Source organism: Pseudomonas sp. NUPR-001 (assembly GCF_052147955.1).
Classification (GTDB): Bacteria; Pseudomonadota; Gammaproteobacteria; order Pseudomonadales; family Pseudomonadaceae; genus Aquipseudomonas.
In genome coordinates this window covers 1-21,629 of the sequence record NZ_CP197354.1, presented here as the reverse complement: position 1 = coordinate 21,629, position 21,629 = coordinate 1, and the positions used below count along the sequence as shown (strand labels likewise).

Annotated in this window: 32 protein-coding genes; 7 read left to right on the top strand and 25 right to left on the bottom strand. The window is 59.2% G+C overall.

The annotated features are described in order from the left end of the window. Positions 1-83: 83 nt before the first annotated feature. The 17 genes from ACP6KB_RS28105 to ACP6KB_RS28025 all read right to left on the bottom strand — a co-directional run bounded on the left by ACP6KB_RS28105 (position 84) and on the right by ACP6KB_RS28025 (position 11,472). The gene (locus ACP6KB_RS28105) at positions 84-1,100 is read right to left on the bottom strand and encodes a hypothetical protein (protein WP_232866956.1); all 1,017 of its coding nucleotides are present in this window, start codon (positions 1,098-1,100) and stop codon (positions 84-86) included. After that, the gene (locus tag ACP6KB_RS28100; RefSeq protein WP_232866952.1) at positions 1,090-1,446 is read right to left on the bottom strand and encodes a hypothetical protein; all 357 of its coding nucleotides are present in this window, start codon (positions 1,444-1,446) and stop codon (positions 1,090-1,092) included. Before ACP6KB_RS28100 ends, ACP6KB_RS28105 begins: the two co-directional genes overlap by 11 nt. A 19-nt stretch (positions 1,447-1,465) precedes the next feature. Continuing rightward, a complete protein-coding gene (locus ACP6KB_RS28095; RefSeq protein WP_042857733.1) occupies positions 1,466-1,777 on the bottom strand; it encodes a TrfB-related DNA-binding protein in 312 nt (103 codons plus the stop codon). Positions 1,778-1,800: 23 nt separating this feature from the next. Then, entirely contained in the window at positions 1,801-2,223 is a 423-nt protein-coding gene (locus ACP6KB_RS28090; RefSeq protein ID WP_205477436.1) for a hypothetical protein, read from the bottom strand. A 58-nt stretch (positions 2,224-2,281) separates the two neighbouring features. Then, positions 2,282-3,109 (bottom strand): DUF932 domain-containing protein, encoded by an 828-nt coding sequence (locus ACP6KB_RS28085; RefSeq protein WP_205477437.1) that lies wholly within the window; start codon positions 3,107-3,109, stop codon positions 2,282-2,284. 198 nt (positions 3,110-3,307) lie between these two features. Continuing rightward, positions 3,308-3,535, bottom strand: a complete 228-nt coding sequence (locus ACP6KB_RS28080) for a hypothetical protein (protein ID WP_205477438.1) — start codon at positions 3,533-3,535, stop codon at positions 3,308-3,310. An 88-nt stretch (positions 3,536-3,623) separates the two neighbouring features. After that, positions 3,624-4,160 (bottom strand): single-stranded DNA-binding protein, encoded by a 537-nt coding sequence (locus ACP6KB_RS28075; protein WP_205477439.1) that lies wholly within the window; start codon positions 4,158-4,160, stop codon positions 3,624-3,626. Between the two features lie 24 nt (positions 4,161-4,184). Next, positions 4,185-4,583, bottom strand: a complete 399-nt coding sequence (locus tag ACP6KB_RS28070; RefSeq protein ID WP_205477440.1) for a hypothetical protein — start codon at positions 4,581-4,583, stop codon at positions 4,185-4,187. Between the two features lie 927 nt (positions 4,584-5,510). Further along, positions 5,511-5,951: a hypothetical protein gene (locus ACP6KB_RS28065; RefSeq protein WP_205480571.1), complete on the bottom strand. Its 441-nt coding sequence runs from the start codon at positions 5,949-5,951 to the stop codon at positions 5,511-5,513. 3 nt (positions 5,952-5,954) lie between these two features. Then, complete coding sequence (locus tag ACP6KB_RS28060) at positions 5,955-6,176, bottom strand: hypothetical protein (RefSeq protein ID WP_205480569.1); 222 nt, start codon at positions 6,174-6,176, stop codon at positions 5,955-5,957. Positions 6,177-6,268: 92 nt separating this feature from the next. Further along, positions 6,269-7,951 carry a DNA cytosine methyltransferase gene (locus tag ACP6KB_RS28055; protein ID WP_205480566.1) on the bottom strand — a complete coding sequence of 561 codons (1,683 nt, stop codon included), beginning with the start codon at positions 7,949-7,951 and terminating at the stop codon, positions 6,269-6,271. A gap of 51 nt (positions 7,952-8,002) precedes the next feature. Beyond that, a complete protein-coding gene (locus ACP6KB_RS28050; protein ID WP_042857726.1) occupies positions 8,003-8,245 on the bottom strand; it encodes a hypothetical protein in 243 nt (80 codons plus the stop codon). A 142-nt stretch (positions 8,246-8,387) separates the two neighbouring features. Further along, positions 8,388-9,479 carry a hypothetical protein gene (locus tag ACP6KB_RS28045; RefSeq protein ID WP_205480557.1) on the bottom strand — a complete coding sequence of 364 codons (1,092 nt, stop codon included), beginning with the start codon at positions 9,477-9,479 and terminating at the stop codon, positions 8,388-8,390. A 65-nt stretch (positions 9,480-9,544) separates the two neighbouring features. Then, entirely contained in the window at positions 9,545-9,763 is a 219-nt protein-coding gene (locus ACP6KB_RS28040) for a hypothetical protein (protein ID WP_182367944.1), read from the bottom strand. 59 nt (positions 9,764-9,822) lie between these two features. Then, positions 9,823-10,173: a theronine dehydrogenase gene (locus ACP6KB_RS28035; RefSeq protein ID WP_199520587.1), complete on the bottom strand. Its 351-nt coding sequence runs from the start codon at positions 10,171-10,173 to the stop codon at positions 9,823-9,825. Further along, positions 10,173-10,541: a hypothetical protein gene (locus ACP6KB_RS28030; protein WP_042857724.1), complete on the bottom strand. Its 369-nt coding sequence runs from the start codon at positions 10,539-10,541 to the stop codon at positions 10,173-10,175. Before ACP6KB_RS28030 ends, ACP6KB_RS28035 begins: the two co-directional genes overlap by 1 nt. Before the next feature lie 151 nt (positions 10,542-10,692). Then, on the bottom strand, positions 10,693-11,472 hold the full coding sequence (locus tag ACP6KB_RS28025) for a DUF4942 domain-containing protein (protein ID WP_042857723.1): 780 nt from the start codon (positions 11,470-11,472) through the stop codon (positions 10,693-10,695). 202 nt (positions 11,473-11,674) lie between these two features. Here ACP6KB_RS28025 and ACP6KB_RS28020 point away from each other — a divergent pair, with 202 nt between their 5' ends. From ACP6KB_RS28020 to ACP6KB_RS28000, 5 genes are read left to right on the top strand one after another with little or no spacing between them, the layout of a single operon-like run. Next, on the top strand, positions 11,675-11,977 hold the full coding sequence (locus ACP6KB_RS28020) for a type II toxin-antitoxin system RelE/ParE family toxin (RefSeq protein WP_042857722.1): 303 nt from the start codon (positions 11,675-11,677) through the stop codon (positions 11,975-11,977). After that, positions 11,974-12,273, top strand: a complete 300-nt coding sequence (locus ACP6KB_RS28015; protein ID WP_042857721.1) for an addiction module antidote protein — start codon at positions 11,974-11,976, stop codon at positions 12,271-12,273. The genes ACP6KB_RS28020 and ACP6KB_RS28015 overlap by 4 nt, the downstream gene beginning before the upstream one ends. A gap of 22 nt (positions 12,274-12,295) precedes the next feature. After that, the gene (locus ACP6KB_RS28010) at positions 12,296-12,616 is read left to right on the top strand and encodes a hypothetical protein (RefSeq protein ID WP_047710214.1); all 321 of its coding nucleotides are present in this window, start codon (positions 12,296-12,298) and stop codon (positions 12,614-12,616) included. A 12-nt stretch (positions 12,617-12,628) separates the two neighbouring features. Next, entirely contained in the window at positions 12,629-12,850 is a 222-nt protein-coding gene (locus tag ACP6KB_RS28005; RefSeq protein WP_205480554.1) for a hypothetical protein, read from the top strand. Between the two features lies 1 nt (position 12,851). Next, the gene (locus ACP6KB_RS28000) at positions 12,852-13,169 is read left to right on the top strand and encodes a hypothetical protein (RefSeq protein WP_042857718.1); all 318 of its coding nucleotides are present in this window, start codon (positions 12,852-12,854) and stop codon (positions 13,167-13,169) included. A 1,097-nt stretch (positions 13,170-14,266) separates the two neighbouring features. Here the strand turns inward: ACP6KB_RS28000 and ACP6KB_RS27995 are convergent. Further along, positions 14,267-14,542: a hypothetical protein gene (locus tag ACP6KB_RS27995; RefSeq protein ID WP_205478556.1), complete on the bottom strand. Its 276-nt coding sequence runs from the start codon at positions 14,540-14,542 to the stop codon at positions 14,267-14,269. A 28-nt stretch (positions 14,543-14,570) separates the two neighbouring features. After that, entirely contained in the window at positions 14,571-15,524 is a 954-nt protein-coding gene (ligD, locus tag ACP6KB_RS27990; protein ID WP_205478554.1) for a non-homologous end-joining DNA ligase, read from the bottom strand. A gap of 138 nt (positions 15,525-15,662) precedes the next feature. Between ligD and ACP6KB_RS27985 the strand changes: the two genes are divergently transcribed. Further along, on the top strand, positions 15,663-16,094 hold the full coding sequence (locus tag ACP6KB_RS27985) for a LexA family protein (RefSeq protein ID WP_047306860.1): 432 nt from the start codon (positions 15,663-15,665) through the stop codon (positions 16,092-16,094). Further along, on the top strand, positions 16,084-17,370 hold the full coding sequence (locus tag ACP6KB_RS27980; RefSeq protein WP_205478552.1) for a Y-family DNA polymerase: 1,287 nt from the start codon (positions 16,084-16,086) through the stop codon (positions 17,368-17,370). Before ACP6KB_RS27985 ends, ACP6KB_RS27980 begins: the two co-directional genes overlap by 11 nt. 20 nt (positions 17,371-17,390) lie before the next feature. Here the strand turns inward: ACP6KB_RS27980 and ACP6KB_RS27975 are convergent, their stop codons facing one another. From ACP6KB_RS27975 to ACP6KB_RS27950, 6 genes are all read right to left on the bottom strand, one after another. Further along, complete coding sequence (locus ACP6KB_RS27975) at positions 17,391-18,131, bottom strand: hypothetical protein (RefSeq protein ID WP_289806018.1); 741 nt, start codon at positions 18,129-18,131, stop codon at positions 17,391-17,393. A gap of 1 nt (position 18,132) precedes the next feature. After that, entirely contained in the window at positions 18,133-19,404 is a 1,272-nt protein-coding gene (locus ACP6KB_RS27970; RefSeq protein ID WP_205478550.1) for a DUF1173 family protein, read from the bottom strand. Between the two features lie 134 nt (positions 19,405-19,538). Further along, positions 19,539-20,087, bottom strand: coding sequence for a hypothetical protein (locus tag ACP6KB_RS27965; protein ID WP_205478548.1), 549 nt, complete (start codon positions 20,085-20,087; stop codon positions 19,539-19,541). Further along, entirely contained in the window at positions 20,080-20,370 is a 291-nt protein-coding gene (locus ACP6KB_RS27960; RefSeq protein WP_232866809.1) for a hypothetical protein, read from the bottom strand. The genes ACP6KB_RS27965 and ACP6KB_RS27960 overlap by 8 nt, the downstream gene beginning before the upstream one ends. A 17-nt stretch (positions 20,371-20,387) precedes the next feature. After that, complete coding sequence (locus tag ACP6KB_RS27955) at positions 20,388-21,050, bottom strand: hypothetical protein (protein WP_205478547.1); 663 nt, start codon at positions 21,048-21,050, stop codon at positions 20,388-20,390. 24 nt (positions 21,051-21,074) lie between these two features. Next, complete coding sequence (locus ACP6KB_RS27950) at positions 21,075-21,629, bottom strand: helix-turn-helix domain-containing protein (protein ID WP_205478546.1); 555 nt, start codon at positions 21,627-21,629, stop codon at positions 21,075-21,077.

Genomic DNA, 21,629 nt, shown 5'->3' with positions numbered 1-21,629 from the left:
AAGGGCCAAGACCCGGCGTGCTTTTGGCCGGGGCTTGGTTCACGACAGCCGCCCCCCGAAGGGGGCACGCACAAGAGGGGAAGTCAAACGTCTTTCGGAGCCTGGCCAAGTCGGGCGTCATGCCAACCAGGCCATTTCAGGAGGTTGTTCGGGCCGTTGCTGGCCAGCCACTTTTCAAGGTACGCCAGCTGCGAGGGATTCAACTCGGTGAGTTTGGGTAGGGTTTGAGTCGCTTCAACCTCGGCCTGCAGATCCAGCACAAAATCAGGCCCCAACTCGTCCAGCTTGGTCAGCACACCGTCAACGGCTTCCAGCAACTGGCGAGGATCACCGCCTCGATCAGCGTATTCCCCCAGCAGCTCCGACCATTCGTCCTGCTGCGCGTCCCATTCCTCGGCTTCTTCGATCTGCTGGCTCAACTGGTCCAGGTCGATGGCCTTCATACCATGCGCACGCTCCAGCCAGTTTTCGGCCAGCATGCGTTCATCGCTGCCGTTGCTACCGAAGCGATCAGCCCGAGGTTTGTTTGCATAGTTCTGGATGCCAGCCAGGTCACCGATAAAGCTTTCGAGCAGATCGGCAGCTTTCATCTGATGCCGGCGTGCTTCCCATTCAAATTCGGGGGGGATGCGCACAGATACGACTTCCGTTTCGTCCGGTACGAACTCACCATTGGCCCCGGGCACAAGCCCTGCCGGTGCGAGAAAGCCAGTAGGCCGACTGTCGCAACGCCAACCGCATTGCAGGTGAGCACGATGATGGGGCCACTTTCCATGATTAAGCGGCACCATGTGATATTCGTCGTTCGTGGTGTCCAGTTCGTATACGCGGCGCAGGCTCTGATCCTGGTATGCCCGGAAAATCGTGGAGCCGTATTCGGCTGCAGACGGAAATTGTGATGGCAGCACGTATCCCACTTTGCCTATGTCCTTCTCGTACACTGGGCGAGTGGCGCGCAAAACATGCTGTTTCCCCTGGTACTCAACGATCATTTGGGGCGTTACCCCGTCCTCGCTAAGCTGGCCACCGACAAGGGTCACGTTATGAATGGAAACCGAATGAACCCGGTCGCCTGGAAAAATGAGTGCATCAAACGACATTACGTTTCTCCTTCCGAGTTTTGCCGTGGCCCTGCCGATATTGACGGACCGCAAAAAACAGGGCGATTGGGGCTACCCAGGCAATCGAACCGATCAACAGATGGTTGTGGGTTCTCTCCGGGTAAGATTCCGCGAACTCATTACGGCGCGTGAAAATCCACTGACGCTGCGTGACGGCTTTGGCGAAGCAATTCTCGAATTTATCGAACCCGCATTGCTCAACTCCAGGTAGTGCTGGGATCTCTTCGACCGGTAGCGTGGCCGCTGGCCAGGTGAAATGTAGGGCGGCAACCACAAGCGCACTCCATAGCATTAGTGCAGCAGCAGATTTAGTAGCTCTCTCCATGAACCTCTCTCCTATCGACCTACTTTTTCGGGGCAGCAGGCTGCGGGAATGGCTTGGCCATTTCCCGTACCTGCTCGGCCAGCTCGGGGGGCAGCCACACAAGAACGGGTACCAGTTCGCCGGCGCCCTGTTCTTCAAGGATTTTCCGCACGCGCTTAACCGCTGCGTGGGCGGTCTGCTTGGTCATCCCTCTGGCCTCGGCTACGTCGGTGATGCGCTGGCCATCGACCAGAACGGCCTTGGCCACCTCGACAGTCGAGATGGCCAGGCGCTTGGAAGCAAACAGGGGCGCAACCTTCTTCCATTCTTCTTTGGTGTACATCGGCTGCATTCATCAGCTCCTAGTGTCAGTAGTCAATCAGCCGCGGCCCCCTGCTCGCGGATCCGCTGCCAGATCTCGCAATGCGTGATCGTTGGCAGCGCCAGGAACGTCCAGTAACGCCCGTTTGAACGGGCGTACACGCGCACCAGGTCGCCAACCTCGGGGGCCTGCAGTATGAACGAATCGCCGGCCTCGCCGGCGTTATAGTCGAGCACCTGAGCGCGGCTAAGCGCGAAGTCATACCGGGTTTCGGTGATGCGCGCCGGCTGGGTGCCGTGGGCGGCTTCCTGCGCTTGCAGAAAGCCTACTTCATCGCCCAGCACAGCGCCGGGGTGCATTACCTGGATCTCTGGCAGCATCAGCCAGGTTGCGCGAGCGGCCCAAGCATTGGGGCCGATCTGGCGGGCATAGTCGATGATTGCGGTTTGGCCGGGTACATAGAAAACTTTTTGCATGGCTGCGATCTCCTTGCATGGTGCAGGCCGGGCGCGGTGGGCGCCCGGCCTGGGGCTGTTAGGCGGCTTGGCGCAGGTGCTGGGCCAGTACCCACAGGGCGCGATTCAATTTCACGTCCTGGTCAATGCCGGAAACGGCACGGGTGCTGGTACGGCGCCCTTGTTTGTTGCGGCCTCGCAGCCCTCCCTTGATGGTGTTTTCCTGTACGCGGTTGAAGGTCGACCAGAGGTCGTTGGTGGCGTCTTCGCGGCGCCGTGGTGCCAGAAGCTGGCTAGCGGTCACCGGAGCCGGGCCGTCTGCCGGGTCGTAGCGGTAGGCAAGTGCAGCCTCGGCAAAGGCGTGCTGCAGGTCGCCGCCCAGCTGGATACCCTTCATGGTTTCGCGCTGTTCCTCGATCAGCTGGAACTGATTCAGGACTTCATATGCGCCCTCGATCACATCCCCGATAACATCCTGACGCCCGCTGTGGCGGACTTTCTGATCCATCGCGGCGTCACCCAGTACCAGGCCATTGGCGCACACGAAACGGAAGCAACCGCCCATCATCTGGTAGCTGCTCGTGCCATCGTGGCTGTTCAGCAGGATGATTTCGTTGGCCTCTTTGGCAACGATGGTGTTGGCGTGACGCAGGCGGATCATGTGCTTGGTGTGTTCGCGCTTGTCGGTGTTACGCACGCGGGTTTGGCACGCCATGAACGGCATAAACCCTTCACTGCGCAGCGCTTCCAGTACGTCAACGGTGGGAATGTAGCGGTAGCGATCGGAGCGGCTTTCATGTGCTTCCTCGGCAAAGATCGAGGGGGCAACACGTGCGATCTCGTCATTACTCAGCGGGCTGTCGCTGCGGACCATGCAAGGGTTACGGAAGTTGCTGGATAGACGCATTTTTGAATCTCCTTCGCGATTTGCCTGGAGCGGTTGCCGCCGCTGGTTCCAGGCTGTCGAGGCGGGATTGCTTCGACGGGGTTAGTATCGCAAAGGCACAAACTGAAGTCAACTATTGGTCAAATCTAATTTGACCGTCTGTCGTTTTAAAACCCGGCTAGTGCCGGGGCTTCTTCGTTGACAGTGGGGGGAACGGAACTAGGCCATTAGGTGAAATTGCCAACCTGTCGTTGCCGCGACACCTGTGACGATTAGCCATAGCGCAATCGCTTTGCCCAATTGGGTTTGGCTACGGCCTGATATCACCATTCCGATGATTGCCCCGACTACCCCTATATAACCGGAATGTTGCGCAAAATCGGAGCGACCGACCATAAACATAACTGCCAGTAAAACCAGCGCGTGAACAAAGGCGATCAGGCGCACAATTTCTCTCCTCTAAGTTCCTACAGCTTCCATCGGGCGGAGCCTAAGCCCAGCGCATGCCAGGCTTAGGCGCCCGCCCTCTTCATGATTATTGGAGGTGCCAATTGAAGCGGTACGGATCCATGAACGGTATGTCGTCATCGAAGCTGTCAAAGTCTGCCGCTGGCTGCGGCGCCGGCTGTGCCGGGCGCTGCGGTGGCTGCTGACGCGGGGCTTGCTGGCGGGGGGCCTGGTTACTGCCGCCCTGGTTGTAGGGGTCACTGCCCGGCTGCTGGTTCTGCGGGCGACCGCCGAGCAGCTGCATCGTTCCTTGCATATCGACGATGATTTCAGTGGTGTAACGCTTGATTCCGTCCTTCTCCCATTCGCGGGTTTGCAGCTTGCCTTCGATGTAGCACTGCGAACCTTTGCGCAGGTATTCGCCGGCGATCTCGGCCACCTTGCCGAACAGCGACACACGGTGCCACTCGGTGCGCTCGACCTTCTGGCCACTCTGCTTATCGGTCCATTGCTCGCTGGTGGCCAAGCTGAGGTTGGTCACGGCGTTGCCATTGGGAAGGTAGCGGACTTCGGGATCCTGCCCGCAAGTACCGACCAGGATTACTTTGTTTACGCCACGGGCCATGATGAATCTCCTTCTCCGTCTGAATTAGTCGTTCTCGAAGCAACCGCAAGGGCAGGTCATAACGTCCAGGCCGTGCCAGCAGAAGCCGTTATCGGCGTCTTCCTGGCGCTGTGCTTCGTTCTCACTGGCAGACATATAGCCATAAGCCTCGCGGGCGTACGCGAACACTTCCGCCACTCCCTCGGCTTGTTCATCGGTGCCGAACTCCTCATCCATGCTCGCACAGAAAGCGTTGTGCACCATGGTGTCATAGGTGGGGAAGCGCTTACATGCCGCGCCGTAGAGATCGTCAACTTTGCGCTCCATCGCCTCGATGCTCGAATCAACGGCAGGCGCCCAGATCTTTTGGGCAAAGCTCAAAAAGTCGGCTGGGGTGAGCCAGTTGTTGAAGCTGAGGGCGGGGGCTTGAGCGGTGATAGTCATGCGTAAACTCCTTCGCGATTTGCCTGGAGCGGTTGCCGCCGCTGGTTCCAGACCGTCGAAGCGGAATTGCTTCGACATGAGTAGTATCGCCCAACGCCTAACTAAAGTCAACTATTGGTCAAATCCATATTGACCGCTTGTCGCGTTTCTCGCACGCGAGAAATCTGCTTTTTCTTGATCCGAACGCTTGACCGCTTTACCGAGCTGCTTTAATGCCGAGCGTGGGGCGCGGGAAACAAACGCTTTTCAAAGCTGCAGCCGCGAAGCGGATGCCGCCTTGCTCTTTGGGAATGGAAGCGCGCCACTGCTGGGTGGATCTGCTCGGCAGCCTTCGGTAGGACGCGGTAAGCCCGGACTATCCAGAGCCAGGCCGCGTGCAAGGGGACCGTGGAATACCGCAGGGAGCGTAGCGAGCGAGGATATGCCGCGAAAGCCCCTTGCAGGCAAGGCCTGGTGGCGGATAGGCCATTGGGGCGTCCGCTTCCTACCGATGGTTGCTGAGCTAGCCGCAGTGGTTGCCCTGGAACGACTGGCAAGCGGAGCGCGCAGGCCGTAGGCCGGAGGCGTGAGGATGGAAGCCCGAAGGGCCAAGACCCGGCGTGCTTTTGGCCGGGGCTTGGTTCACGACAGCCGCCCCCGCAGGGGCACGCCCATGATGACTCAAGGCGAAACCGCTTCCTTGATGGTGTGTGAGGTATTGTGCGAAGCCCCTGGCGGCATGAATACCTCTACGTGCGTATTGGCTGGTTTTGGCGGCGAATGCTCCTGCAGATACCGAGCCTTCTCCTGGTTCTTTCGCGCTACGCGCCGTTCGGTCATGTGCCAGGACGAAAACATTTCAACCACGAAAATGAGAATGCCCCCAGCTACGCAGAGGATCACGGGTAACCGACTCCGGCGTTTAGCCATGCGATTCATGACGCCTCCTTAATTGTCCAGACGCAAGCCGCCAGCTTTGAGGCTAGCCAGTTCGCTGAGCAGCAACTCCCGCTGCGACGGTGTGATTTTGTTCAGGTATTGCAACTTGGCCAACGTACCGAGAACCGCGCCATAACCCATTAACGGATAGGTAGGATCCGTTTGTCGCCGGCGCATCGAGTCCTCAAGCTGATCCATAGCCAGTGCGACAGCTGAGAATTTTTGGCGGATGACTGACAGCGAAGTGGGCCGACTGACCAGGTTGGGAAAGTAGTTGGCCAAGCCGGGACGGTCTGAGTCCATCATGCACTGAATGCCCAGCTCCAGGTCCTCACGTACAGTGGCGGAGGCCGTGGATAAGGCTCCTTCAATCTCGGCCACGGAGGCGGTCTCCAGCCACAACAGGGTATCGAGATAATCGGTCAGTTGCTGTTCCGTTCGTTCGTCCATGGCTCAATCCTCAAATTCCATTTCATCGCTGGCATCGACAACCAGGGAGCGGCACTGTTCGGCGCGGCGCATCAAACTGAGGCCTTTGCCAGGCCAAAGGGATGCGGCTGCTTCGTAAAGCTCGGCGGCTGAATACCACTTCTTCCGATGCTCTGCCAACCGCGCAGCGGTATGCAGGGCCTGGCTGGAACGTTGGGCTTTGCTCATCGTGAGATCGCGGAACATGGTGTTACTCCTTCGCGTGGGTTCCCGGGACGGTTGCCGCCGTCATTTCCGGGCTGAGTTAGGCGCCCCGGGCTGAGGCGCCTTTAGGTTGGTTATGCTGCCTTGTCGAGTTCGCTGGCCAGCGACAGGCCGACCGCGACGGGGCGAACCCATACCGGCATATGACTGAGCAGGAAGGTTTCACCCTGCTTGGCCAGCAGGAGGGTTTGGGCCATTACACCGGCAATTGCCTCAGCGGCTTTCGGTGGTACCGCATTACCGATCCGCTCGCGCCACGCCTGGTCGCTCAAACCGTCCAGCTCAAGCATTTCTTCCGGGTCAACCAGGCTTTGCAGCGCCGCCATTTCCAGCGTGGTGAATGGGCGGTGCCAGGTGCCGTCGAGGCTTCGAATCACGCAGGTCAATCGATCATTGGCGGCTGGCATGCGCGGATCGGCAACGCTCCAGCGGCCATTGTCCAGGCGCGCACTGGCGGATACTGCCCCGGCCAGGCCTTCCCACGGCACGACGCCATAGTGGCCCCCGGTGAGGTAGGCATCGCCTTTCACGCGGCGCAAGCCTGGGCGCGGATCCTGTACGGCAAACGCGCCCTGCCCTGTCGTGCTGCCGGCAATGACGGTGCGTGCCGAGCCATCCCAGCGGGTGACGCTGTATTTCCCGTGTCCACCAGCTGCGCCACGCGGATCGGCCACGCTGAACGTGCCCTGCCCTGGCGACTTGATGCCGATGATTGCGCCGCTCGAGTCCTCCCAGCGCCGTACGCCATATTGCTGGTACTGCGCGGCGTGTGCCGGGCTGCGCGGATCTGCAACCGAAAATGCGCCATTGGTTGGCCCTGTCTGGCCGGCAACGGTGCCCATTGAATCACCCCAGCTACGCACGCCTAGATATCCCGAGAACGCCTCGGGCACTATCACGAAGTCGCGCAGATAACCGTCCTCGATGGCCAACTGATCCAGGCTGCGCCAGTCCTTGCCGGCCTCGACCAGGGCAAGGCGAACCCACGTTTTCCATTGCAGCGCTGGAACCCGATGCATTGGGCCTGCGCGCTCGATATCGCCAGGCAGCGGCATGCGGCCAAGGACAGCACCGACCGATTGCAGGGATTTCTTTTCCGGCTCGTACAAGAACGGTGGCACTTTCTCCACGTGCCGAGCCACCAGCAGAAAGCGCTTGCGGCTTTGGGCCAGGCCGCCCAGCTCCCCGCAGTCGTGGGTTGTCTCGCTCACGGCATAGCCAAAGAAGTTCAACACCTGAACGATCTGATCGAGCAGGTGGCGACCACGGGTTGCCAGGCGCGGCACGTTCTCGAACACGATCAGGCCGGGCGGGTTGTGCTGCCAGGCCTCGCACATGAGCCACACGCAGCGCAGCGTCAGTTCATTGAGGGCCTGGTACTTGGGGGTTAGGCTCAACGCCTCGGACAACAGGCCAGAAGCGCCTTTGCAGGGGCTGCTGATGAACACCACATCAGGATCCTGAAAGCCCGCAGCGCGGCGAATATCAGCCGGGGTTGCCTCCCGCCAGTCTGCTGGCGGTTCCTTGCCATGGAAGGCGGTGTATTGCTCGCGGGTGAACAGGTCCATTTGCGTACCTGGTACACCGGCCAGGCGTTGGAAATCACGCAGCGCGCCGGCGTCCACATCGACACCGCCAATGCAGCGCCATTCCGCCTGCAGGTGGCCGACCACTTCCTTGTTTTGATTGAAGCCTTTGGCGCCGCCGCCAAGCCCGCAGCAGAAATGAAAGTGCTTGAGCACATACTTTGTAAGCATGTTCGTCATCCGTCACGATGGCCCGGACCCAAGGTCCGGGCGGGGCTGTGGTCAGAGGGCGCGGGCTGTCGCCTCGGCCATGTCGCGGAAAATCTCGGCATGCAGTTCCAGCGGGAACTCTGCGATGACTTCGCGCTGGCCGATGCCGGAGCGCTGAGCGACGACCGTGTACATGGTGACGGTGGAGGGTTCTTGCCCTGGGCGGGCTTGATGGGACGGCTCGACGGTGAAGCCGGAGAAATCGCGCAGCTGCGTGGCTGAGCTGAAATAGAACAGGTGGGTTTCGATAGCCATGTTTGTAACTCCTTCGCAAGTGCCCGGAGCGGTTGCCGCCGCTGGTTCCAGGCTGTCGAAGCAGGATTGCTTCGACGGTTCCCAGTATCGCAAAGGCTATTATCAATGTCAACTTATAGTCAAATCTATTTTTACTAATAATTTACCACAGCTCTAACTGCTCAGAGTTAGTGATATCGACAACGGGAATGCCCGGCGTACGCGAGTCCAGGGCATTATCTGGATCCCGCAAGCTGTCGGACAACGCCGCAAAACGCGCTCGATCGGCAGCGGCTCGCCTGACATTAAAATGCTCGTCTACAACGTCATTGACCCTGGCCCACTGGTTCCAAGCGAAGCTACGCCCAAGCCCTACGGTTGTCGTTGTACTGGGGAAACCATCGGCATTTCGCACCAGGTGTTCCCACGATGCGCCGAACTGTACTGCGTCAAATCGGCTGTGCTTGCCAGTGAGGGCGTTGCGCTCAAGCATCAGCGCCCGCTCCAGCAGCTCGGGGTGATTCGCGGCAAGCCAATACAGTTCCCAGTGCTTGGAAGCTGGGCAGAAAAAGCAGGCGGATTTGATCGGTACCAGGTCCGCGCCGAGCGCCTGAGTGATCGCACGCACACAATCGCGGCGAGTCCAGCGAACCAGCTGCAACGGGTAGACATAATCGAAGTTTGCGTCCGCAGGCTTGAGCGCTTTGGAGCGGCGCAGATCTGCTTTGCCGCAGTCGTAACCGATCAGCTTGACGATGCGTTGTCCCGTCACCTTGGCGCGTTCCCACACAGGATGCGCTGGCCTGGCGTTCGGGCCAGACCGGGCGCCCATGAGAAACTGATCCTGGGGAACCTGCTTCCACTTCACCGAACAAGATTTCATGCCAAAGGCCAGGCTAGGCAATGTCTCGTTGGCCATGCAGTTGCCGTACAGATCCTGGTATCCGGTGGTGGGCTTCGGTTTCTTCCGGCACACGCTAACGGACGGCCAGCCCCACGCACGCAGCACGGAATCCATCGCCTCAATGTGGGCCAACGTCTCGGGTTTCTCCGCGCCGGTGTCGGCAAAGGTGATGATATCCGGGCGCAGCCCTGCCGCGTGCAGGGCTACGAGCATGGCCGTGGAATCCACGCCCGATCCGAAACACACAGCCAGCAGCCGACCGGCCAGCGCAGCGCGCAGGGCCTCGGCCTGGGCGAGGGATAAAACGGGGTGAGCGCCGCCCGAGGGGCAGCCGCGGCTGATCGCGTTCATGCGTACTCCTTCGCAAGTGCCCGGAGCGGTTGCCGCCGCTGGATCCGGGCACTGTTGGGTTGCGTTTACTCGGTGTCGTCACCAATGAGATCGCACAAGCTCGGCACCAGGTCTACCTCGGCGGTCCTGTTGTCTGGTCCTGTCACCTCGAACACGCATGCGCAGTCGGGATCGCCGTTTGCAATTCGCGGCTGGAAGTAGTGGCGTGCGCACGCCTCTGCGGCTGCTCGATGATCGCCGTCAACGTTGATATCAACAGCCCATACAACACGGTATGTAGTCATTGCGGGATTCTCCTTCGCTGTGCCGGAGCGGTTGCCGCCGCATGTACCGGCTTTTTAGATTACTTGCCTTCGAAATAGGCGGGACGCTGGGCCAGTTCGCGGGCTATCAGCTCATCCGCAAACAGCGGAGCCTGCTTTTCTACCCGGCGCTCCAGGTTCTTGCGCCTGACCTTGCCCTTTGCCTCGGCGCTCCAGCGCTTGACCGCCTGAGAGGCGGGAAAGTCGAGACAGACCCCGTAACCCTCGGGCCGGGCCTCCCACGCTTTGCGCATTTCCTCGGGGAGCTTCTGCCCTGCCGGCGCCTCGATCACCAGCAGCTCGAAGTCACCGGGGCATGGCAAGTGAGGCAGACACCAGCGCAGGGAGTAGCGCCACATGGGCGGCGCTACCTGCTGGGCATTCGCGGCCATCAGACCAGATCCCAACTCGCCTGATCCCAGCCCGGCAGCTTTGACTGCGCTACGCGGCGAATTTCATGCAGGGTGCGAAATGCCTGGGTCGCGTAATAGTCGGGGTTTTGATTGGACTGATATTCCAGGCACTGGATGAGCTTGAGGGCTTCGAGCGGGGTGGGCTTGGGGACAGTTTCATCCAGGCCGAACAGCTCGCCCTTGAACGTTTCGCGTGGGTAGCGCGTGCGTACGGATCGGATGTTTTCGTCAAGCAGCTGCTGCCCTTTGTCGGCAAGGAGCTGGTAGGTGGTTGCATCCGGCTTGCCGTTGCAGGTGAACATGAGGATGGCGGAGATGTGAAAACGATTCAGGATATAGGCGCTCATGGAAACTCCTTCGCAGTGTGCCCGGAGCGGTTGCCGCCGCTGGTTCCGGGCTGTCGAAGCGGAATTGCTTCGACGTGGTAAGTATCGCAAAGGAACCCCAACAAGTCAACTATCAGTCAAATCTAATTTGACTGATAGTGACATTTTTTTACTACGCAGCGCGGGCGTCTGGCAGCACGTTGCCGGCGTAATATTCGGCAATCTGCTCATTCACTTTGTCCAGCAGATCCAGGCGCAGAAACTCCAGGTGGAGGGTGCCCTTCTTGAACGCCTTGGCCCGGTAGTTCTCGTTCTCGAACACTTCCCCAGCCTGAAAAGCTGCATCCATAGCTGAGGTCAATGCGTGCGCCTGGAAGGGCTTGCCATCGAGCGTCTGAAATACCCGGTCAAGGTCATTGAGCTTGTCCTTGGCCCATGAACCGTACCGGATGCAAAGGCCACTTTTGAACGAAGGTTCGACCATCCCTTCCATGATCACTTTCTGGCCGATGCGAAACGGCTCTTTTGCGTTGGTGCGGTAGTCGTCGGAGAGATACCGGAACACATTGAAAACCCCACGCTGGAACATGGATTCGGCGTTTATGCGCAAGTCGATGAACGTAGCGGTGATCGTCGACGCGGTGAATTCAGGCGGGGATGGGCAAAGGCTCTTCTCAAACTCCGCGACGGCCTCGGCGTCCATCAGTTGCTTAAAGCCTGTCATATCGAACGCCCGGCGCCATAGGGAGGTGTCCAGTTCGCGGCGCACCCTGTCCTGGTCTTCCCTGAGTTGCGCAGCGTGAGGCATCAGATGCCGACCATGGGGCGCTAGAACTTCCTGGGCCAGCTCCAGCATGCGGCGTGCATCAGTGATCAGCCGTAGCGCTTCCTCGCGGGCAGTTAGCAGATCGTCAAGCGTAGAAGGTAACGCCAACTCTTTGAAAATAGACATGCTTCGAACTCCTTCGCAGTGTTGCCCGGAGCGGTTGCCGCCGCTGGTTCCAGGCTGTCGAGACGGGATTGCTTCGACGGATTCAGTATCCTAAAAAATCCCCCTTGCGTCAACTTATGGTCAATACTATATTTACTATTAATTGACTTTCTCGCGTGCGAGAATCTTGCCTAGCCGTGATTTATAAGCTACAATTGAGCCCATGAAGACAATTAAACAAACCGCCACGTACAGGAACTGGGAACGCAAGCTGCGAGACAAGCAGGCCAAAGCCATCATCGCTGCGCGAGTCTTCCGCGTTGCAAATGGTCTGCTTGGGGACGTTCAACCAGTGGGCCAGGGGATCAGCGAACTGCGCATCCATCACGGCCCCGGCTACCGGGTGTATTTTCAGCAGCGCGGTAACCAACTGGTCCTGTTGCTGTGTGGTGGGGACAAGAGCAGCCAAGCGCGGGATATCGAAACCGCTAAAGCGTTGGCCAGCCAGTGGAGTGACGATGAATGAAAGAACAATTTTACGACTACGACCCCGCTGATGCGTTGACTGATGCGGAGTCCATCGCGGTATTCATGGAGGACGCATTCGAAACGGGCGATGCGGCCTATATCGCAAAATGCCTGGGTGTCGTAGCCCGCGCCAAAGGGATGACCGCCCTTGCCAATGAATCTGGCCTTTCCCGCGAACACCTCTACCGGTCGTTCTCGGACAAGGGCAACCCGACTTTGAAAACCCTGCTGGCCGTAATGCGTGCCGTTGGCCTGGATCTTACGACCCGCAAGCACGTTGAGCCGGTACACTAATCGTTGTGAACAAGGAGGTTACATGATCGCTTTAACGTCGAAAAAGAAGGGGGTCATACGCGCATGCGCATGGGCTGCTTGGCTCGGCCTAGCTGCTTGGATCGCCACCAAGTCGCCCTACGCTGGGCCTGCTGGTTTCGATTGGGCCTGGTTCGCGTTGATGGGCCTTTTCCCCAAATTCCTCCAGGGTGATATCCCGCCGATATGGCCGGAGAGCGGAGCCGAAGTCACCCCCGATCAACAACGTCGGTGGATTTACGGGCTGCTGACCTTGGCGGTTTTCGCGTGGGTGATGGCGCGTGATTCGAAAGTGATAGATCTCATCGCCACACTAATCGGATAAAAGGGGGTACTTATGAACACGGACCTGATCGTCAAACGCATTTTGCTCACCCCCGTTGCAGCCGGGTTTGGGTGGATCGTTGCAACCATGATTGTGATCGGCCTGAAACTGGCCCTCCCTACCCTTCTTCCGATTACCTGGGCTGAGCGCATTGGCCCATTCGGCGCCGTTGTCGGCATCGTCATTTTTTACTGGATGACCTGGAATGAAGGTCGCCCGGACAAGCGAGGCTGACATGGAAAAGACTATTTCCCCGAACCAAACCAAGGCGCTTTTCGCCTGGGGCTGGCTCCTGTGGATTGGCTGCGCATTTTGGCTGGCCCGATTCCCCTGGACAGATAACGCTGAACTGAGCCTAAAGGGTCTTGCATTCCTGATCCTCCTGCCCAAGGCCATTCAAGGGTTCTTCTATACCATCACCCCGAAGCAGAACAGATTCAGCGATGGCTACACGGACAAACACAAGCGGTTGCCTTTGTATACGGCGCTTGCTGCGGGTATCGGCCTTTGGTTCGCTGTAACCGGCGTGTACGACCTGGCCAACTCCCTCTGATCGATTTGCATGGCATTGAGCGCTTGACCGCAGGCGCTCTTGCCGATCTGCTTTAATGCCGAGCGTGGGGCGCGGGAAACAAACGCTTTTCAAAGCAGCAGCCGCGAAGCGGATGCCGCCTTGCTCTTTGGGAATGGAAGCACACCACCGCTGGGTGGATCTGCTCGGCAGCCTTCGGTAGGACGCGGTAAGCCCGGACTATCCAGAGCCAGGCCGCGTGCAAGGGGACCGTGGAATACCGCAGGGAGCGTAGCGAGCGAGGATATGCCGCGAAAGCCCCTTGCAGGCAAGGCCTGGTGGCGGATAGGCCATTGGGGCGTCCGCTTCCTACCGATGGTTGCTGAGCTAGCCGCAGTGGTTGCCCTGGAACGACCGGCAAGCGGAGCGCGCAGGCCGTAGGCCGGAGGCGTGAGGATGGAAGCCCGAAGGGCCAAGACCCGGCGTGCTTTTGGCCGGGGCTTGGTTCACGACAGCCGCCCCCCGAATGGGGGCACGCCCATAGCGCGCTGCCTCGTTTCCCCTAGCGTTTACTGGGGAATTACTCAAAAAAGAGTTGCCATACGTGTCAACTTTTGCAACCATGAACCCAGTCAGATGATCTTTGCGAGACCTGGCAAAGCGGCTCCTAACCGCGATGCCGAAAAAAACCGCCCTCCTACGGCGGTTTTTTTTTGCCCATAGAAATGCTCGCCAACCCGTTTTGTGATGGCACAGCGACAGCGGAGCCGGTAAGATCGCCAGCAGTCAGTTGTGACGTGCGAGCCGGGTGGGGTGCTTCCCGTCTAAAGATTCACTGCCAGGGACGCGGGCGTAGGAACCCGCGCGGATTTGATCCCCGGTTAACACCAGCCCCGCCCGCGTCTCGCAAAGATCATCTGACCATGCTCTTGTCAGTGCCATGTGTTCCGGAAAAGCATTGATAGGGACAGAGGCCCCAATCGAGGTCTTTGGAGATGAAAAATTTCCTAAAGAATCTCTCTATTCAGGTGCTTGCAAAGCTCCTGGTAGAGGCGATTCGCGATAGTTGGAACGGCTAATACCTGACTGACGGAGAAAGCCCGCTGAGGCCTCGGCCAACGCGGGTTTTCTTTTGCCCGCTATTCGCATCGCTCGTTGTCCAGCTGGTGCCACAAATCGTCCTCGATGAACTCCGCGTATCGGTCGGCCACCTCGGCGCAGCCGTTGCGGCCTAGATCGCTAGGGTGACCATCTGCGTCGTACGCCACACCAGAAAGCACCCTGAATTCCAGCTCGCGATACCCCTGTAAATCCCAGTCGCTGGACCATAAGCCTGGGTTTGGATCGGCCTCGATCACATCCGTGATTTCACACTGGATTACACAGGCCTCGGCGTCGATATGAACCTCATACACAATCGCCTCCCGGCGCATCTTCGCCTGGTTACACAGGGTCGGTGTCGCTCTCCAGACTGATGGCCGATGCCGGCTTATCGTCCCTCAGAGCGATGTACACGGCGTGGCGAACTTTGCCGGCTGGGGTCAACTCGGCAAACTTCACCTCGCACACAAGCTGAGGCTCTACCCATACCACGGCGCCGCCCTGCAGCTTGGGCGGCGTACGTAAAGCCGATGTTCTCCGTACCAATGGGCCGAGCCGTTTTTTGAGCCTGTCCAACTCGCGCCCGGTGAATCCCGACCTGACACGACCAGCGTACTGCAGCTGGCCGGCGTCATCATGCAGACCGATCAGCAGCGAGCCGATGCCGGCAGAGCTCCGGGTGTAGCCCAAGATCACGAACTCTTGCCGCTGCACACATTTGAGCTTGATCCATGAGCCATCCCGCTCGCCGGCGTAGGTACTGCCCAACCGCTTGCCTACTATGCCCTCGATACCGAGCGCGCAAGCGCTGGCCAGCAAATGCGCCGGATCCGCTTCGAGGGTTTCTGAGAACCGCACCTGGTCAAGGTCGACCTGTTCCAGCAATACCCGTAGCAGGTTCCGGCGCTGCTCGACAGGCCGGGGTCTTAGGTCTACGCCGTCGATGAACAAGAGGTCGAAGGCGAAGTAGATCAAGCGGTCGGTGTCGCCGGTGGCAAAGGCTTCCTGCAGGGACTGGAACGCTGGGCGGTCGTCGTCGTCTTGCACGACCACTTCACCATCTAACCAGGCGCCACGGATGGGAAGTGACTGCAGGTCCCGGGCAAGACGCGGCATCCGCTTCGTCCAGTCGTAACCGTTTTTAGTGAACAGAGACACGCCGGAATCGATGCGGGCAAACATGCGGTAGCCATCGAACTTGATTTCGTAAGCCCAGTCGCCAGCTGGTGGCCGGGTCACCAAGGCCACCAGCTGCGGCTGGATGCGAGCAGGGACCGCAGTTTTCTTGGAAGCCATGACACCTGCGCCTCAATGGCACTCGATATGGTGTGGATTCTCCTGCAGACGGAAAGATCCGCCTTTTGTCCAGGCGGCTCTAGCCGCGCCGTACGGCCTGCATTACTGTATATGCAAACAGTATCAACTCGGTGCCCCATGAACGTTGTATCTATTCAGCCCCTTCGAGACTCAAGCCAGCTCATTTCGGTACTCGCCGGAACAGCTGCAGGCGGCTTTCCTAGCCCTGCAGCTGATTACTACGAGCCGCCGATTTCCCTGGATGAATTGCTGAATATTCGGGCGCCGCATGTTTGGATTGTGCGCGTCCAGGGCGAAAGCATGCGTGACGCGGGAATCTACGACGGCGGGGTGCTGATCGTTGACCGATCGATCACAGCGACAAAGGGTCAGATCGTTCTCGCCTACGTGGACAACCAACCGCTGGTGAAACGGCTGGCCAAGGACAACGCTGATCGTTGGCTCCTGGAATCGGCCCACCCCGACTATAAGACCATCACCCCTGATCAGTACGGCTCGATTGATGTGTTTGGGGTTGTTACCTGGGACCTGACCAAGCATGTGTGCTGACAGCTCCCGACCTATCTTCGCCCTGGTAGACGTCAACGCGTTTTACTGCAGCTGCGAGCGCATTTTTAGACCGGAGCTGCGACAGCGCCCGGTCGTCGTTTTAAGCAACTCGGACGGCTGCATCGTGGCCCGTACGAACGAGGCTAAAGCCCTCGGCTTGAAGATGGGCGATCCCTATTTCAAGGTGCGCGGGTTCCTCGAACAGAATGGTGTCGCGGTTTTCAGCTCCAATTACACGCTCTATGGCGAATTGAGCCACCGCGTTGGCGTAGCCATCGCCTCCCTGGTACCCGAATGGGAGCGTTATTCCATTGACGAACTGTTCTGCAGGCTCGATGGCCTTCCCGAGCCGATCATTGATGTAGGCCGGGCCATTCAAGCCCGCGTCCTGCAATGGACAGCGCTGCCAGTGGGTGTGGGCATTGGGCATACGAAAACTTTGGCCAAGGCCGCGCAGCACGCCTCAAAAGTGTGGCGTGAGAAGACTGGCGGGGTAGTGGATCTGCGCAAACAAGAGGCGGTCGAATGGCTGCTCCGGCGAATGCCGGTTGATGAGGTTTGGGGTATCGGGCGCCGTATGCGCGACAACCTGGCCAGCGACGGGATCAGCACCGCTTGGGAACTATCGCAAGCGGATGCGCGGGCCATGGGTCGCAAATACAGTGTCGTACTGGAGCGGACCATTCGTGAGCTGGCAGGCGAGTCGTGCATGGACCTGGAACAGACCGCGCCGGCCAAGCAATCGATCTGTTCCAGCAAGATGTTTGGCAAGCGGGTTCACACGCTCAGAGAGCTGCAGGAAGCACTGGCGACCTACATTCACCGTGCCGCTGAAAAGCTGCGCATGCAGCGTTCGCTATGCGGCGCGCTACGCATTGGCATCCAGACTTCGTTTCATGGCGACGGCCCCAAGTACGCGAATGCAGCGACGTGCATACCGGCATTCCCAACCGATGATGTGCGGCAGCTGACGAAATATGCACTGCAGGCGGCAGCAGAGATCTACCGGCCTGGCTTTGCGTATAGCAAGGCCGAGGTACTGCTGATGGACCTGCGCAAGCGGGGAGAGTACACGCAGGATCTTTTCAGCCCGAGCCAGCCGGAGCGCTCGGATGCGCTCATGGCAACGATGGACAAGATCAACCGCCGATGGGGGCATGACTGCTTGCGTACTGCGGCGGTCCCACTGACGCCTGACTGGGGCATGCGTCGTGCCCTGCTTAGCCCCAGTTACATGACCAGCTGGGATCAGTTGTGGACGGTGCAGTGTCGGTAATTCTCGCGTGCGAGAATTAGCTAAAGCTCGGCTTTAGCCTGGGCCGACAACCGCTTGCGCCGGGCGCCGATGCTGGCTCGCGAAACGCCTGCCAGCTTCGCCACCAGCGCATCAGGCACCTTTCCCAGCAAGTGATCGTAGCGGGACGCTACCGAAACACGCTTGTAGGGCTGAATGCCCAAGAAGGCGCAGCGCTGCACTATCACAGGGTACGGTACGCCGGTTCTTCGGCTGATCTCTGTCGGCGTCAGGGTCGCGAACAATGATTCGTAACCCAACAACGGGCCGTGAAAGTCTGGTACTGGATCTGGTGTTGTACTGCCTGGCAACGGCAGGACGGGTTCAAAGCCAAGCCCCTCGCGTACGTCCTGCACCAGGTCCAAATCAACGCCGGCGAGCTGGGCGATCTCCTGGTCACTGACGTAGCCAAACAGCGGCTTATAGGGCCTCAGATCGTGCCCGATGGGCAGCACCTGCTTGCGTGGCGCGGGCCGGAAAAAGGGCAAGATGCCCAACGACTCGCGGTAGGCCTTGACGCTTTTGGCGTCCACGCCGCAGCGGGCAGCTATCGAGTTGTCTGCGGCAAAGCCTAAGAGATCCTTGAAGGGTTCGATTTTTTTGCCGACAGACCATGGCGGAATCCCCAGTTGCTCACGGCGGCGGCGTACCCGGTGCGGGGTCGAGCCGATCAACCGGGCCAGTTCAACGTCCTTGATCTGGCCCAACTTGCAGTCGTACAGCGCCCAGTCAATGGTGGCCATGTTAGGGGTGCCGAGCCGGGGGGAATGCGGGAATGCTCAAGCCTCGAGGGTCCGCACTGGCGTCCCACGACCACCATCCGGTCGGCCCGTAGTGCCGCGTGTAGTAGGCGCACTTCACTTCCTTGCGGGCCAGGTACTTCGGATCCTGACGCCCGTAAACTTCCATCGGTAGCTCCCTGCCGGCGCCTACGTCCATCAGCCAGAAATCGGGAAACACCTGTTCCTGCTCCGCATCAAAGCGCATCGGCTTGATGAACCTGCGCCCCTGATCGCGGAGCAACGCCTCGATCACCGCCTCATAGCCCGACTCAACGGGTATCCACTCGTCACTGACAACCATCAGGGCCACATTGAGCGCTTGGGCTTTGCTGGGCACTGTGGGTTGATCCGTCTGGACAATGGCAATCACTCGGCGTCCTTCCCGCCATCCACGCAGCGCGGCGGCGTAGCTCCTGGCGGTCCTCTGCCATAGTTCTTCGTCCATGAGCAGCCGCGGTACTCCATGGAAGCCAGCGATGGCGAGATAGCCGCTCATTGCCTGTTCGCGTTCTTCGGAGTGCGCCGCCAAGGGGGCGACGACGATTAGGCGGCGTTTGTTTCTGATCGCGCTGGCCACCTTCTGACTATTGGCGTCGGCCTGCTGGCCAGCCGAACTTGTAGCAATGAGCAGAGCGTCACCAATGCGCATGCGCGAAGCGAGCATGCGGTCGGCAGCGTGCTGCAGCCGGCTGTGAATCAGGCCGAGTCCACGCTTGCCCGCCATACCTGGTACCCACTGGTTGAGGCCTGCTTCGCTCCAGAGCAAGTGGAGCAAGCCACACAAGGTCATCGCCGGTTTGGAAGGCTTGCTGCTCGATGGGGCAGGGGAAGTACCCTCCATCGGCTGGTTTTCTGCCGGATCCTTCTTGCGAAGCGAAAGGGTGAGCTTGATCTTGAGGTCACCGTCCTTGGTTTCTTCGACCACGCCCTTGCTGTAGGCACCTAAACCCGATTTGTCGGGATCGGGCGAGTAGTACAGACAATCAAGCGCATGCTCGGCGCCGGTGTGCGGATAGCGGGACAGGTGAAACGAATCCTGTTCGGATCTGTGCCGTACGGCCAAGCGTCGAGTGCCTTTGCCTGGGCACAAGCAACGCACCAGGGCCTGACCGTGTGCTTTCTGCAGTATGCCTTTCCACTGCACCGCATAGCCTGGCTGGGTCTGGTAGGCCTCGGAATACTGCTTGGCATTCTCGCCTTGTCCGATGCTTACCGGGTAACGTTGATCGGCCATCGCTGATTCCTCCGTGTCGCTGTGAAATCTCCTGCGCTCGATGTACAATGAGCGCGTGGCTTTTTGCTCCTTCGCAAAAACCTAGAAACCCGCAAGCATTGCCGTGCTGCGGGTTTCGTCTTTCTGGCGTCCAGTCAAGCTTTGAAACCGCCCAGCTCGATGACAGGCGAAGCCTGGGTAATGTCGATCTGTATGGTGCTGCCATCCGCTTTGCGGAATTCCATGTTCATCGGCGGCGCCTCCGCTACGTCCTGCAGCTGCTCCACGCAGCGTTTATTCAGCAACTCAAAAAGCCATTCCGCATCATTGACCGCATCCACTGGATCACGCGGCAGCGCTTGCTGCAGGCTGTGTTTGAGCCAGTGAGAAGTGGTTGGATCAGCCAATACGGCCGCAATATCGGCGTCTGCTTCGGTGGCCATCAATGCCTTGTCTGCCGGTTTGGTTGTGGCTTGGATGGCCAGCTGGTCGATGGCCACCAGCTCCTGCTTGGTCGCCTCATCCAATCCACTGTCAAAGTGAACCAGCTGGGTCAGTCCGGTCAGTTGCCACCAGGCCGAAGAAATCCCCTCATTGCGGTCTGCCCCACTGGGCAATGCCAAAGCCCCGGTCAATTCCACCAGGTGTTGCTTGGCCGATTCGATAAGCGCCTGCTGCAGGCGCGCAAAGCGTTCATCAGACATTTTCGGTTTCCTCGGTTGATGACTTCTTCTCCGCATCGAGAGCGGCGACAACGGTGCAATGGTCAAGCGACACAGCGCCTGACAAACCATCCACGAAAATGACGGCCTGGCCACACATCACCCACGCATTGCCCCTTGTTTCGGCGCGATGTGTTTCACCCTGCCCGTAAATTTCGGCGTAGCTGACCAGGGCACCATGCTTGTAGGTGGTGTTCCAGTCGTGGCACTGGGCCTTGGCGTGCAGCTCTTGCTGTTCAAAGCTCATGGTGGTTGGCTTCGGCATCGGGCTTTCCTTGCGTGTTAGGTGAATTGAATGAAGAAATAACCCGCCTCAGCGCCTTGCGGTGCCTTACGGGCCTGCATATCAAGAATGAGGTGGCCAATGCCATCCTCAAAGATGCCTTCGTACCGAGGCCCAATGGCCTCCAGCTCCGAGGCGTTTAGCTGTAGCAGCCACATGTAGCGAGAGCTAGGTTCATAAATCGGGTCCTGCAGAAAAGCAGGTCGGCCTGTCACCTTGCTGATTTCCAGGCCGAAATCATCGTCCTCCAGCTCGGCATCTTCCTCTGCCTCGGTGAATTCCTCCTTGCGGATGAATGCGCGGTCGAGAATGAAGGCCGAGTCCGGTGGCGACAGCTCATGATCGGTGAGGGTGTGGAGGATCACCCTCGCATACCCGCTATCCCGTGCAGCTTGCAGCTCTGATTGCTGATGCACGGTGTATCGCCGCATGGTCGACAAGTTGAAGCCGTTGGCCTTACGGTTCGGCGCAATGAACACCGTCATGGCCATGCCAGGCGGCAGGAAACGAACGGGCAATAAGGCCTCAGTGATAGTACAGAGCGGGGTAAGTGGAACCTTAGTGTCCGGCAGTACCGGCCACAACGCTGGATCGTTCATCCGTACGCTGCCGCCGAATTGACCTATTCCAACGTCCTCTTTGCTGATTGTGATTTTCCACATAGACCCTCCTTGGCGTTTCTGGCGTCAGTTACCGTGGGGGATAGAAGGCATATCCGGCAACATTCCTTCCAGTGATTCCTGCGCGGGTGGATCCATACCTGGCCCTGCAGGCAGCTGAATGTCGCCGTCCTCCATCGTCGGCAGCTGCTTGAGCTGGCTATTGCCCAAATCGGCCTGGTCCTCAGTCGAAACCAAGACCCGAGCGTTAAACAGGGCGTATTGCAGATTGTCGCGTTTATCTGCCCATGCGATACGGCTATTCACCACATAGGCGAGCGTGCCACCACGCTGGCCACCGACGCTGATGGTCTGTATCCAGTTATGCTTGGTCAGAATGGCGATGGCGCGTTTAGTGGTGGCGACCGAGGTGTCCATCAACTTGGCCAGCGTGGCCTGGCTGATGATGAGTGCCCCTTGTTTGTCCATGTGTTGCACCAGGATGTGCATCAGTTGGGCAGCTCGCGGCGCCTGTGCGGTCAACGCGGCCCACTGTTCATGCCCAGCGCGTTCCGTCTGTACCCAAGTACCACGCTGGGCAGGCTGCGCGTAGGCGCGGATCTCGTTATTGTCACTGGCCAT

What these genes read in the sequence shown, in the direction of transcription:
- ACP6KB_RS28020 (WP_042857722.1), top strand. Translation starts at nt 11,675, where the DNA reads ATGAAGACAATTAAACAAACCGCCACGTACAGGAACTGGGAACGCAAG.
- ACP6KB_RS28005 (WP_205480554.1), top strand. Translation starts at nt 12,629, where the DNA reads ATGAACACGGACCTGATCGTCAAACGCATTTTGCTCACCCCCGTTGCA.
- ligD (WP_205478554.1), bottom strand. Translation starts at nt 15,524, where the DNA reads ATGGCTTCCAAGAAAACTGCGGTCCCTGCTCGCATCCAGCCGCAGCTG.
- ACP6KB_RS28050 (WP_042857726.1), bottom strand. Translation starts at nt 8,245, where the DNA reads ATGGCTATCGAAACCCACCTGTTCTATTTCAGCTCAGCCACGCAGCTG.
- ACP6KB_RS28030 (WP_042857724.1), bottom strand. Translation starts at nt 10,541, where the DNA reads ATGAGCGCCTATATCCTGAATCGTTTTCACATCTCCGCCATCCTCATG.
- ACP6KB_RS28045 (WP_205480557.1), bottom strand. Translation starts at nt 9,479, where the DNA reads ATGAACGCGATCAGCCGCGGCTGCCCCTCGGGCGGCGCTCACCCCGTT.
- ACP6KB_RS27960 (WP_232866809.1), bottom strand. Translation starts at nt 20,370, where the DNA reads ATGCCGAAGCCAACCACCATGAGCTTTGAACAGCAAGAGCTGCACGCC.
- ACP6KB_RS28010 (WP_047710214.1), top strand. Translation starts at nt 12,296, where the DNA reads ATGATCGCTTTAACGTCGAAAAAGAAGGGGGTCATACGCGCATGCGCA.
- ACP6KB_RS28095 (WP_042857733.1), bottom strand. Translation starts at nt 1,777, where the DNA reads ATGCAGCCGATGTACACCAAAGAAGAATGGAAGAAGGTTGCGCCCCTG.
- ACP6KB_RS27955 (WP_205478547.1), bottom strand. Translation starts at nt 21,050, where the DNA reads ATGTGGAAAATCACAATCAGCAAAGAGGACGTTGGAATAGGTCAATTC.
- ACP6KB_RS28075 (WP_205477439.1), bottom strand. Translation starts at nt 4,160, where the DNA reads ATGGCCCGTGGCGTAAACAAAGTAATCCTGGTCGGTACTTGCGGGCAG.
- ACP6KB_RS27975 (WP_289806018.1), bottom strand. Translation starts at nt 18,131, where the DNA reads ATGGCCACCATTGACTGGGCGCTGTACGACTGCAAGTTGGGCCAGATC.
- ACP6KB_RS28070 (WP_205477440.1), bottom strand. Translation starts at nt 4,583, where the DNA reads ATGACTATCACCGCTCAAGCCCCCGCCCTCAGCTTCAACAACTGGCTC.
- ACP6KB_RS27965 (WP_205478548.1), bottom strand. Translation starts at nt 20,087, where the DNA reads ATGTCTGATGAACGCTTTGCGCGCCTGCAGCAGGCGCTTATCGAATCG.
- ACP6KB_RS28060 (WP_205480569.1), bottom strand. Translation starts at nt 6,176, where the DNA reads ATGTTCCGCGATCTCACGATGAGCAAAGCCCAACGTTCCAGCCAGGCC.
- ACP6KB_RS27985 (WP_047306860.1), top strand. Translation starts at nt 15,663, where the DNA reads ATGAACGTTGTATCTATTCAGCCCCTTCGAGACTCAAGCCAGCTCATT.
- ACP6KB_RS28065 (WP_205480571.1), bottom strand. Translation starts at nt 5,951, where the DNA reads ATGGACGAACGAACGGAACAGCAACTGACCGATTATCTCGATACCCTG.
- ACP6KB_RS28105 (WP_232866956.1), bottom strand. Translation starts at nt 1,100, where the DNA reads ATGTCGTTTGATGCACTCATTTTTCCAGGCGACCGGGTTCATTCGGTT.
- ACP6KB_RS28090 (WP_205477436.1), bottom strand. Translation starts at nt 2,223, where the DNA reads ATGCAAAAAGTTTTCTATGTACCCGGCCAAACCGCAATCATCGACTAT.
- ACP6KB_RS28040 (WP_182367944.1), bottom strand. Translation starts at nt 9,763, where the DNA reads ATGACTACATACCGTGTTGTATGGGCTGTTGATATCAACGTTGACGGC.
- ACP6KB_RS28025 (WP_042857723.1), bottom strand. Translation starts at nt 11,472, where the DNA reads ATGTCTATTTTCAAAGAGTTGGCGTTACCTTCTACGCTTGACGATCTG.
- ACP6KB_RS27950 (WP_205478546.1), bottom strand. Translation starts at nt 21,629, where the DNA reads ATGGCCAGTGACAATAACGAGATCCGCGCCTACGCGCAGCCTGCCCAG.
- ACP6KB_RS28015 (WP_042857721.1), top strand. Translation starts at nt 11,974, where the DNA reads ATGAAAGAACAATTTTACGACTACGACCCCGCTGATGCGTTGACTGAT.
- ACP6KB_RS27980 (WP_205478552.1), top strand. Translation starts at nt 16,084, where the DNA reads ATGTGTGCTGACAGCTCCCGACCTATCTTCGCCCTGGTAGACGTCAAC.
- ACP6KB_RS28055 (WP_205480566.1), bottom strand. Translation starts at nt 7,951, where the DNA reads ATGCTTACAAAGTATGTGCTCAAGCACTTTCATTTCTGCTGCGGGCTT.
- ACP6KB_RS28085 (WP_205477437.1), bottom strand. Translation starts at nt 3,109, where the DNA reads ATGCGTCTATCCAGCAACTTCCGTAACCCTTGCATGGTCCGCAGCGAC.
- ACP6KB_RS27970 (WP_205478550.1), bottom strand. Translation starts at nt 19,404, where the DNA reads ATGGCCGATCAACGTTACCCGGTAAGCATCGGACAAGGCGAGAATGCC.
- ACP6KB_RS28100 (WP_232866952.1), bottom strand. Translation starts at nt 1,446, where the DNA reads ATGGAGAGAGCTACTAAATCTGCTGCTGCACTAATGCTATGGAGTGCG.
- ACP6KB_RS28035 (WP_199520587.1), bottom strand. Translation starts at nt 10,173, where the DNA reads ATGGCCGCGAATGCCCAGCAGGTAGCGCCGCCCATGTGGCGCTACTCC.
- ACP6KB_RS28000 (WP_042857718.1), top strand. Translation starts at nt 12,852, where the DNA reads ATGGAAAAGACTATTTCCCCGAACCAAACCAAGGCGCTTTTCGCCTGG.